The organism is Streptomyces sp. NPDC111802 (assembly GCF_055634335.1).
The window spans coordinates 1-8,786 of record NZ_JBVKCZ010000106.1 but is presented as its reverse complement, the minus strand read 5'-3'; the positions used below and the strand labels follow the sequence as shown (position 1 = coordinate 8,786).

7 protein-coding genes and 3 pseudogenes are annotated in these 8,786 nt (G+C 67.0%); 4 read left to right on the top strand and 6 right to left on the bottom strand.

Features of this window, described 5'->3' with window-relative positions:
* Positions 1 to 43 precede the first annotated feature (43 nt).
* Positions 44 to 1,000 (top strand): annotated as a pseudogene (locus ACZ7NC_RS43395) (IS481 family transposase).
* Here ACZ7NC_RS43395 and ACZ7NC_RS43390 read toward each other — a convergent pair.
* From ACZ7NC_RS43390 to ACZ7NC_RS43380, 3 genes and pseudogenes are all read right to left on the bottom strand, one after another.
* On the bottom strand, positions 997 to 1,137 hold the full coding sequence (locus ACZ7NC_RS43390) for a hypothetical protein (protein ID WP_471497510.1): 141 nt from the start codon (positions 1,135 to 1,137) through the stop codon (positions 997 to 999). The pseudogene ACZ7NC_RS43395 and the gene ACZ7NC_RS43390 sit on opposite strands and share 4 nt — an antisense overlap.
* Positions 1,138 to 1,679: 542 nt before the next feature.
* Positions 1,680 to 1,933, bottom strand: a pseudogene (locus ACZ7NC_RS43385) (LysR family transcriptional regulator); the annotation flags it as partial.
* 21 nt (positions 1,934 to 1,954) lie between these two features.
* Positions 1,955 to 2,197, bottom strand: a complete 243-nt coding sequence (locus tag ACZ7NC_RS43380) for a hypothetical protein (RefSeq protein ID WP_471497507.1) — start codon at positions 2,195 to 2,197, stop codon at positions 1,955 to 1,957.
* A gap of 292 nt (positions 2,198 to 2,489) precedes the next feature.
* On the opposite strand from ACZ7NC_RS43380, the gene ACZ7NC_RS43375 reads away from it, so the two are divergent.
* Both ACZ7NC_RS43375 and ACZ7NC_RS43370 read left to right on the top strand, forming a co-directional pair.
* Positions 2,490 to 2,891 carry a hypothetical protein gene (locus tag ACZ7NC_RS43375; RefSeq protein WP_471497505.1) on the top strand — a complete coding sequence of 134 codons (402 nt, stop codon included), beginning with the start codon at positions 2,490 to 2,492 and terminating at the stop codon, positions 2,889 to 2,891.
* Positions 2,892 to 3,484: 593 nt separating this feature from the next.
* The gene (locus tag ACZ7NC_RS43370; protein ID WP_471497503.1) at positions 3,485 to 4,885 is read left to right on the top strand and encodes a hypothetical protein; all 1,401 of its coding nucleotides are present in this window, start codon (positions 3,485 to 3,487) and stop codon (positions 4,883 to 4,885) included.
* Here the strand turns inward: ACZ7NC_RS43370 and ACZ7NC_RS43365 are convergent.
* Both ACZ7NC_RS43365 and ACZ7NC_RS43360 read right to left on the bottom strand, forming a co-directional pair.
* Positions 4,793 to 5,353, bottom strand: coding sequence for an alpha/beta hydrolase (locus ACZ7NC_RS43365; RefSeq protein WP_471497508.1), 561 nt, complete (start codon positions 5,351 to 5,353; stop codon positions 4,793 to 4,795). The genes ACZ7NC_RS43370 and ACZ7NC_RS43365 overlap by 93 nt on opposite strands.
* A gap of 48 nt (positions 5,354 to 5,401) precedes the next feature.
* Positions 5,402 to 6,025, bottom strand: a complete 624-nt coding sequence (locus ACZ7NC_RS43360; protein WP_471497501.1) for a DUF11 domain-containing protein — start codon at positions 6,023 to 6,025, stop codon at positions 5,402 to 5,404.
* 300 nt (positions 6,026 to 6,325) lie between these two features.
* On the opposite strand from ACZ7NC_RS43360, the gene ACZ7NC_RS43355 reads away from it, so the two are divergent.
* Positions 6,326 to 6,832: a group II intron maturase-specific domain-containing protein gene (locus ACZ7NC_RS43355; RefSeq protein ID WP_471497499.1), complete on the top strand. Its 507-nt coding sequence runs from the start codon at positions 6,326 to 6,328 to the stop codon at positions 6,830 to 6,832.
* A 1,653-nt stretch (positions 6,833 to 8,485) separates the two neighbouring features.
* Here ACZ7NC_RS43355 and ACZ7NC_RS43350 read toward each other — a convergent pair.
* A pseudogene (locus ACZ7NC_RS43350) lies at positions 8,486 to 8,786 on the bottom strand (IS701 family transposase); the annotation flags it as partial.

Sequence of the window (8,786 nt, the reverse complement as noted above, 5' to 3'; positions counted from 1 at the left end):
GTGTGTGGTGGAGGTGTCGAATCTTCACCGCACGGAGGCCTTCGTGTCCCACCGTAATGCCCGGCTGACCGTTCACGGCAGGCGGCTGCTGATCGCCCGTGTCCGCTAGGGCCGTCCTGTCGCGCATGTCGCCGCGGAGATGGGCAACTCCCGCCCCACAGCCCACAAGTGGATCCGACGCTGGCGGGCCGAGGGCGAAAGCGGACTCCACGACCGCTCCAGCCGCCCACGCACGACACCACACCGAACCACTGCCGCAACCGAAACCCGTGTCTGCCGGCTACGGCAGAGCCGCAAGCTCGGGCCCGCCCGCCTCGGCCCCATCCTGGGCCGGCCCGCCTCGACCATGCACCGCATACTCACCCGCCACGGCCTGAACCGACTGGCCTTCCTGGACCGGCCCACCGGCCAGGTCATCCGCCGCTACGAACGCCACCGGCCCGGCGAACTCATCCACGTGGACGTCAAGAAACTCGGCCGGATCCCCGACGGCGGCGGCCACAAGACCTTGGGCCGCCAGGCCGGCCGCGCCACCCGCAACAGCATGGGCTTCAACTACATCCACTCCGCCGTCGACGACCACAGCCGGCTGGCCTACAGCGAGATCCACCCGGACGAGAAGGCCATCACCTGCGCAGACTTCCTGCACCGGGCCGCTGTCTTCTTCACCGCCTGCGGCATCGACCGCATCGAGCGGGTCCTGACCGACAACGCCTGGCCCTACCGCAAAGGCTTCGCCTGGCAGCAGGCACTCGCCGATCTCGGCGCCACCGGCAAACTCACCCGCGCCTACCGGCCGCAGACCAACGGCAAAGTCGAACGCTTCAACCGCACCCTGCTCGACGAATGGGCCTACCTACGGCCCTACACCAGCAACACCGAACGCACCAACGCCCTGGCAGACTTCCTGCACACCTACAACCACCACCGCTGCCACACCGCACTCGACGGCCACCCACCCATCAGCCGCGTAAACAACCCTGCGGGTCAAAACACCTAGTCGGCATACCAGCCGACCGGCGCCAGATGCAGCACCTCGTCCGCCCCCTTCTGATCGGTGGCAGCCGCGTTCGCCCGCGCCCGAGCATCCCTGCGTACTGCGCACACCTCGGCGACCTGTCCGATCCGCTGAGGCATCTGACGGTGGCGCTCCATAGCGATTCCAGCCAGGCCTTGGGGTGCTCGCGGTGCGGCGACCAGTACGCGCGGGTGCGGATGGCCTCCAGCGCCTGGTTGGCTGGTCGGGGACAGCGGTGACGACGGTGCGCAGGATCGAGGCCGAGCCTGCTGGTCGTACCCCTCGGGCTCCCCGAACGACACGAAGGGCCGCCCGGAACCCGGCGACACCGGGGCACCGTGTCGGTCGCCTCGACAGACTCCACCAACACGCTCTCCAGTGAGGAGAACAGCAACTCTTCGAGCTGCGGCCGTACTTCGTTCACGGGCCAGCACTGTCGGCCACGCAGCCCACCGGCCGGGCGATTTTCGGGCTATCTCAGCCACCTTCACGAGAAGATCGACAGTCACGCTGCGTACGCGACCACACGAAGTGGGCCAGAGCCCGACTTATGACGTCCTTTCGACGTGAGATTGGGAGTCGCTCACACAGTCGCGCACGAATAGGTGATGTTCGCGAGAACGGGAGTCAGCTGCCGCAGGCCTTTCCTCGGGCGTATCCGTCACTTCCCGGTCCGGTTGGTGAGGGGCTGTTGAGAGGCGGTCGGTGGTGTGAATAGCGCCTGGACGGTTTCGGTCAGGTCTCGCAGCCAAGTGTGGGCGCGGTCGTTGTCGTAGCGCTGGCGCCACAACAGGTACAGGGGTACGTCGGGCGGCGGGAGTGGCGGGGGCAGTGTGGCCAGGCCGAGTTGTGCCCGGCCGTGCGGGTGACCGCGTCGGGGAGGGTGACGACCAGGTCGGTGTCGAGGGCGAGGAAACGGCCACTGGAGGAGTCCGGCTACAGCTTCTGCACGGTGGCGCACGCCTCGTCACCGTCGATCCCGACGCAGATTTCCGCGCCCAGGGGAAGGACCCCGGGGACGAGCAGCCTGACGTGTGTCTCGATACCGGCGACGAGCAGGACGTTGGTCCGTGCCACAGCGATGTCGCCGACTTTGACGGTGACAGCCGTCAACGCGGTTGTGTGGCAGACAGCCTTCACGTCGACCGTGGTGATCAGGACGTCAGAGACGGCTGCCAAGCCTGTGATGCTGCACGACGCCACGTCCTCGGCAGCGCCTCGGACGGACTGGACGGAGGTCTCGGAGGCGTGAGGGCTGGCCTGTGCCGGAGCGGTAGATATGGCGATGAGTGGCGCAGCGCTCATGACTAGGGCAGCTGCGGAACGAATTAACCAATGCGACATGAAAACTCCTGTGGATTGGGGACGGGCTGCTCAGCGGCCTCGAGACGTGGCTGACCGCAGCATTGCCACAACGCGCCAAAGGCCACGCCGTGCGCACCGTTTGCATTGATACGAACACGGTTGGTGAGTGATCGCAATTGCCGTGTGGCCGGTACTACAGGCCGCGCCGGGCACCACGCTGCACGCCCTGGTGCACGTAGCCGGTGTGCCGCACGGTCAGGAGCAACCGGCCCCGACGTCGACGGCGTACGCGACCACGGATCCGTCATCGGTGGCCACAGTGCCGCCCGCCACCAAGCCGACCGCTGGCACGGCTGGCTCCGCGACGTCCGCCGCATCGGCCCCGTGGGCCGTCGAGTCCGCTCTGCCGCCGCACGGCGAGGGCGTGGTCGGCGACCCGGTGGTCCAGCGGGACCTGGAGGCCGCCTGGTCCGCCGACCTCCCCCATGAGTTCACTCCGACACTCAGTCGCGCCGGCACCCCCCGGTGCCGAGGGACTCCCCGAGCGGAGAGCCGGACGACGCCCTGAGTGAGGGACCGGGCGACAGCCCGAAGTCTGTCGCCGCCCTCAACCCGACACCCTTCTCAGCGGCTCTGGGTCAAGGCACTTCCTGAGCACACAATTCGCCGCTGTCATGATCCGAGGCGACCGTCTTCAGACTTCCGTATGCCCTATGTCGCGTGCCGTTGTTCATACGCCTGATGCGCCTCGTATGTTCTCTGTGACGCTGGATTTATCACGCGGCATAGAAGAGTGAACGTACACCAAGGTGCTTTTGCACCTTCCCTGACATATCTGCCGGCTTCCTCTCCGACCGCGCATGCCAAGAAATATGACCGACGGATGACATCGCCGACTGGACGTGTTTTTCTGTGAGTCCAAGGCGCGACAGAGATCTGGTGCCATGACCGGCACAGGCCCCGTTCCGGTTCACTTGACAGGCAAGGGAGCATGAGGTGGCGGCACGTCACAAGAGGAAGCGCGCAGAGCTGCCGGCTAGGCGGAAAGGCGTTTTGCGGGTCGGTGTGGTCGCGGCCCCTGTTTCCGCGGGTTTGCTGCTGGCCGCCGCGTCCGGTGCGTCCGCCGGCCAGCAGCTGCCATCGCAGCAGTCGAAGTCGAAGGTGGCTCCACACGAGTGCCCCGCGCATGAGAAGTCACTCACTCCGCAAGAGTGGCAGGCGCTCGCGCGGCTCTCGTCGCAGGAACGGCAAGAACTCGCACAGCTGTCCCCGGAGGAATGCCAGGCACTCGCACGGCTTTCCCCGCAGCAACGGCAGGAACTCGCACAGTTCACCGCGCAGATACCGTCCCAGGGCACCGGCATCCCGGCGGCCGGCGTCCAAGCCCGCGCCATGAGCACGGGCAAGGCCGGCGCCAAGGCACGGGCGTCCCGGCCCACGGGGGCCCCGCCCGCAGGCCAGGTCACCCGACCCGCACCGAAGCCCAACGCCCTTTCGGCGACCGACCAGCTCACCAGACCCGCACCAAAGCCGAGCGATCCTCCTGCCGCGGGCGACGCCGGCCAGTCCACGGTGAGTGCGACCGTTGCGCCGGGCCGGACGGTATACACATCAGGCGGATTCGGCTACCGGTACGGCCCCTCGATGTTCGAGGATTCCGCGGGCCTGCACATGTACACCTGCTCACCCGGCTCAGGCGGGCCGTGGGATTTCATCCGCTACCGGAATTCCACCGACGGCGGACGCACCTGGACACCGGACCAGGTCGTCCTGCAGCCGACTGCCGGATCAGCCGACGGCAACGCCGTCTGCGACCCCAGCGTGGTGTTCTCCGACGGCTACTACTATCTCGGCTACACCGCGACGGTCCAAGCCAAAGGCGGGAACAACGTGTTCGTCGCCCGCTCCAAATCCCCGACAGGGCCGTTCGAGAAATGGAATGGGCACGGCTGGGGAGGCAACCCGGCCCCGATCGTCACCTACAAGGGCCCGAGCGACGCCTACGGAGCCGGCGAACCCAGCCTAGTCGTGGCCGGATCGACCCTGTACGTCTACTACTCGTGGTTCACCCACGACGCCCACGGAAAGCCGGTCCAGGAGACCCGCGTGTCCACCGCGCCGGCCGACGCGGCGGACTGGCCCAGGCACCTCACCTACCGGGGCGCCGCCCTCGACAACAGCGGGAAGCCGGGGACGGACTCGGCCGACATCAAGTACGTCGACGCCTACGGCAAGTTCATCGCGATCCACACCGCCGAGCGCTTCACCCCCAAGTCCTACATTCAGATGTGGGAATCGGACGACGGCATCCACTTCAAGCGCTCCGCCGAACTCCGAGCCGACCTTCGCCCCGAGCTGCACAACGCTGGCATCAGCGGTGACCGGTACGGTCACATCGACATCAACAAGCCCCAGTACCTCGGCTACGCCTACGGCTCCAACGCCGGCTGGGGCAACTGGAATACCGAACTACACCGCATCACCTACACCGAAGACAATGCGGCGCCGAGCGGCGGACCCAAGCAGGCGGCTCGGCTCCCCCACCGCGATGACCGCACCTGACCGTCTGCCCCTGCACGCCCTCCCGGAAGACAAACAGCGGCTGCCGTAGCCGTACACGGCCTGCTTCAGGCAGACGTTGCCGGATTTGTAGGCACCCTGGCCCTCACCATTGAGCGTGATCTCGATGCCGACGCCCGCGCCCGGCGCCCGTGCCATCTCCCGGGTGCCCTCGACGGGGGTGGCGGGGTCACCGGTGGTGCCGACGACGAGAATCGGGGCGGGTGTCTGCAGCGAGTTCGCACTGATCGCGGGCCGGCTGTGCAACGGAAGGCTGCGTCCCGGTGGTTCTGGGGCAGACGGGTCAGCTGTGGACGCGTGCCGCAGCGGGGGACCTGATTGTGAAGGAAATGCCAGCCCACAGCCTGGTGGGGCCCGCCCTTGGGGCAGTTTTCCTGGTTCTTGGGGTCGCCGTTGTCGAGCCGTCGGCCGCAGCCGGATTACCCGCGGGCCCAGGCGGAGCCGGCACACCCGCAGCCGCGGTGGCCGCACCAGCAATGGCAGCCATGAGCGTGCTGTTCAGTTTGTTCCAGGACGGGAGCCTGCCCGAACCAAGGGCCCGGAACCTCGCTTGACGAACCCCAGGGCGACACTTCCCAGTGCGGCACCGGCGGCAACACCCGCACCAACCGCCGGGTTGATCATCGGGACATCAACGACAGAGGGAACGGCTGCGGCGTAGTTGTTCGCGGTGTTGCCGTCGGCCTCGTTCCCTGTGACACCGGCGCGGTTGACCGTGCCGCTCGCAGCGGTGATGTCAATAACCGTGCTTTCACCCACTGCAAGCTGGCCACCCTTGCATTGCAAGGCATTTTGCGGGATACCCCCGTGATAGTTGGTCGCGACGACTGCACACCTCGAGTCGGCGGACTGGATATCGACAGGGGCGTCAATAATGGTGTGCCCGTTCATGGGATCCAGGACAGTCCACCCGGACGACGCGTCAGGTCCGTTGTTGGTGACGGTCATCTGATAGCTGAACCTCCCGTCCGGCCTTGCAACGGGCCCAGTCTTCGTCAGAGACAAATCGGCAGTAGGATCCGCCGCCGACGCCTGCGACGCCCCCGCCGATCCGAGCGCGCCGCCAGCACTGACAACCACGAACACACCAGCCAGCAATCGCTGCGAGAGACACGTCCTCATATCCACATCACATCCAGTCGAACGGCATGAATGATCTACGAACATAGGTCGCAAACACCCTGCCCATATGACGCGATTTGTAAGATTTTCATCCGCTTGAGGCTCAAAAGCGCTCACATACCGATCGAGTGTGGAGTCGCGCCGGCCTACTCAACCCGCCCCGTCGGCTGCCGCGGCAGAGCGGGTAAGCGCCCACCCAGCGCCCTTGTCAGACGCCGAGCCCAACCAGCACGATCCGGGAAGCGAGTGCTGTAGAGCGCGGGCCTGCGAGTTAGTGATCAATGGCGATCTCTCGCTGCTATGACTTTCCTCCACCACCGAATGGGAGACAGAGCCGCTCGATTGACAGGCCACATCAGGGGCGGCTTGCACGAGGCTCCCGGACCCAAATTCGGGCCCGACAAGGGGCCAATGCTGAGGGGCGCGTTGCGCAGGCTGATCCCAATCGTCCGCGGTTGGGCGAACTACTACCGGGCGTTGGCGTCCTTGACGACGCTCGTCGCCGGATCACTCATGTGGCGGCTGACCCTCAATTGGGCCAGACGTCGCCACCCCAAGGAGCACCAGTGGGGTGTTTGGGGACCGCGACAGCAGCGCCTTCCCGGACGGGCATCGTCCGCAAAGGGCGGAGCGTCCCCGGACGACCCTGCCTTGGCCAAGTACTGGCGACACGGCCGCCGAAAGACGGCGCCGCCGCCGATGGACAAGATCAGACTGGTCCCAGCGGTTCGGCTAGCAGGGGTGCTCTGCCCCGGACCGTTTTTTGCTGGCCAGGCCCGTCTCCCGGGCCCACCGCCGTCAGACTGACCGCCCCGGACTCCACCGATGCACAAACCGTCGCAGTTCTAGTCTATTGCTCTGTCGGCCGGGAGAGCGGCTGGCAGCTGGCGGATTCTGTCGGCCACGAGAATGCCACCACGGCGGCTTGAACCGGTGGGTGGGCATACGGTGGATACTGCGGGGGCGGCACCAAGCTGGTCGGCGTCAGATAACGCTGGCTTGGCGTCATTTCTCGTGGGGTACTGCGGGATCGGCAGTGTCCGTGGTGCGTAGGGGGGTTGGGGGGTCCCGTGCGGAATAGTCTCAGCGGGGCCGTGCCGTACGCAGACGGCACGGCCCTGTCTACGCGGTGTGAACAGTTCAGGTACCGGTAGCCGAACCCGCTCGCACTCGGCCGGTTCTCCTGTCCACAGAGTCGTCACCGGAAGGCAAGCGCAATCACGCGTTCTACCGGAGCCTTGGCTTCTTGTCCTACGAGGAGAAGCAGATGGCGGGCTTCGGTCTGCCCAGGAACCGTCCTGACCTACGTGACACGGTGCCATGGGGACTCGCTTGTTCCGGCCATAGCGAGGGCCTGCTCACCCCTTCACCGGCCCACCTTCGCGCCGGATGAGGGTCAGGTCGTCACACCTCCTGGACACGATCGTGCCGTCATTTCTCATCGACAGCCGTCAGCCCGGCGATCACCAACTGCCTCCAGAACTGGCCGACAAACGCTGTTCCTAGAAATCAACGATGCCACCGCCGCAAAGACCCGCCCACCAACCCCCAGGAAAGCCCTGGCACCCACCTCCTGGGCACGAACGCCACGCCGCCCCCCGGCAGCCCGCGGCCGTCCAGCGGACACGCCCGTGAGCGCCTGCCAGACCACCGGAGATCCGCCGGACTTCACTCGACGGGACCGCGTGTGCCAGCTGGCGAGCTCGCTCGGGCCCGCTGCCGGCCATGGTTCAACCAGCCCGCCGGAGCCTGCGCCCTCGTCTGGCACCGCCGTGACGTCGAGCACCGACGTCGGCGCGTCCAGCAGCGGGAAGGCGGGCGCTGGGAGGAACAAGTGAGGTGGCGGCCGGCCGTACCAGCAGATGCCTGGCCCCGGCGCGCCGCCCGGTGGGTTCGGCTCGCTTCCTGCGATCGGCTACGCCATCAGGCGGTACGGCCATCGATCGTCGGTGGGGCAGGAGGCGGCTTGATGCGGGACAGCCGGGGGCTGGCTGGTGTCGTGATGCGGACCGGTCTTCGGTGGTGTCTCTGGTACTGCTCTGCCCACGGCACTGGGGCTTTCCCATTGCCAGCGCATGCCGAGAGCATCGAAGTCCGCGCGTTGTTGCTCGCTCAGCTTGGCGGCCTTCCGGTGGGTGTTGTCGAGCCAGGTTCCGAGCTTCTCGGCTTCCTGGCTGCCAGGTTCGACCGCTGCCGCCGCTTCTTCCGCTTGAAGACCAGGGGGTCACAAGGGTCTGGAGGTCCCGGTAGGCAGTACTCTGTACCCGCCGACCGGACGGGAGGGACAATCGAGATCGACAACGTCTGGACTTGACCGGCCGGCCTGCAGCGCCGTGGGCGCTTCCGGAAGACCGCGCAGGCCGAGGCGCCCGCGTCTAGTACTCCAGCCGGTAGTGGCTGGCCTGGGATCGGGCCTGGTGGCGGCGCCGCCAGTCGGACCAACCGAGCCGGTGGGCGGCAAGCGACTCTGACCAGCACGGTCAGCGGCACGGGTGCGCGCGAGTAGCAGCGGTAGTAGGCGAGTTCGCCGGTGCTGCGGTTACGGCGGATCAGCAGCTGACGGCTCCCGGGTCGGGGGTCGGCGAGGTCGATGACGGTCCAGTCGTAGAAACGGTGGCCGTTGGCCCCGGCCCCTGCGGAGAGCTTCTGCCAGGCCCGCTTGGGCACCTTCTTGGCCAGGGTGTCCGCACGGAACCTCCCCGCCCCGGTGGTGACTTCGTGCGAGCAGGCCACCGCGAGGACGTAGCCGGTGCCGCGTTCC